Annotated in this window: 1 protein-coding gene; it reads right to left on the bottom strand. The window is 62.5% G+C overall.

Annotation, left to right across the window (positions count from 1 at the left end):
- Nucleotides 1–9 precede the first annotated feature (9 nt).
- Nucleotides 10–966 (bottom strand): IS30 family transposase, encoded by a 957-nt coding sequence (locus K7B09_RS13075; protein WP_223629904.1) that lies wholly within the window; start codon nt 964–966, stop codon nt 10–12.
- Nucleotides 967–982 lie beyond the last annotated feature (16 nt).

The following is a 982-nucleotide window of genomic DNA, read 5'->3' on the forward strand; positions in this document are numbered from 1 at the left end:
GGGGCGAGTTCAACTCTGATTCGCAACAGTGTTGATTGATTCCCCGTTGAGGACTTCGAGGGGCGTTTTGAAGCCGAGTATCTTTCTGGGGCGGTTGTACAAGCGCTGCTCGACCCAACGCAGATAATCGTCGGTGAGGGTGCTGAAGTCCATGCTGCGTGGCAAGTATTGGCGCGCCAGGCCGTTGCCGTTTTCGTTGCTGCCGCGCTGCCATGCCGAGTAGGGATCGGCGAAGTAGAAATCGCTCTTCAGTGCGCAGGCGATGAACTGATGGTCGGCAAATTCCTTGCCGTTATCGGAGGTCAGCGTGTGCACAACCCGACGCAACCTGCCGAGGCGGCGCAGGATGGCATTGCGCACGTTCTCGGCGGTGCCATCTGGCGAGTAGGCAAGCAAATGCAGGCGGTTGCGACGTTCGGTCATGGTGACGACCACCGCCTTGCCGCTGGCGGCGCGCATGGTGTCCAGCTCCCAGTCGCCAATGCGGCTGCGGGTTTCCACGATGGCGGGTCGCGTCGACCAATGACGACGATGCAGCAACTGGCCGCGGCCGTCACGCAGACCGCGCTTGCGGCGTTTGCGACGGCGTCGGCGCAGCTGTTTGAATAACGTGCCGCCTCGGCGTTGGTCGGCGTAGATGTATTGGTAGATCCACTCGTGGCTGGCCAGCCCGGCGCGCCCGGCAATTTGTGCGGGGCTGTGGTCTTCGGCCAGCAGGGCTTCGATTTGTCGAATGCACTCGGCGTCGATGCGTCCGCGCCGGCTGGCACGCAGGCGGCGCTGCTGCATCAATTGATGCGCCACATTCGGCTGGTAGCGCCGGCCAGTCCGGTTGCGGCGAAGCTCGCGGCTAATTGTACTGGGTGCACGCTCCAGCATCAGGGCAATGGATCTGATGCTGAAACAGGCTTCGTGCAGGGCGTGGATGCGATATCGTTCGTGCAGGTTCAGGCGGCTTGCGGCCATGGGCAACTCCACTTGG

The organism is Thermomonas beijingensis (assembly GCF_020034655.1).
Lineage (GTDB): Bacteria > Pseudomonadota > Gammaproteobacteria > Xanthomonadales > Xanthomonadaceae > Thermomonas > Thermomonas beijingensis.

Bases quoted from the DNA above. Each gene is read 5' to 3' on its own strand.
- K7B09_RS13075 (WP_223629904.1), bottom strand. From the start codon at position 966: ATGGCCGCAAGCCGCCTGAACCTGCACGAACGATATCGCATCCACGCC.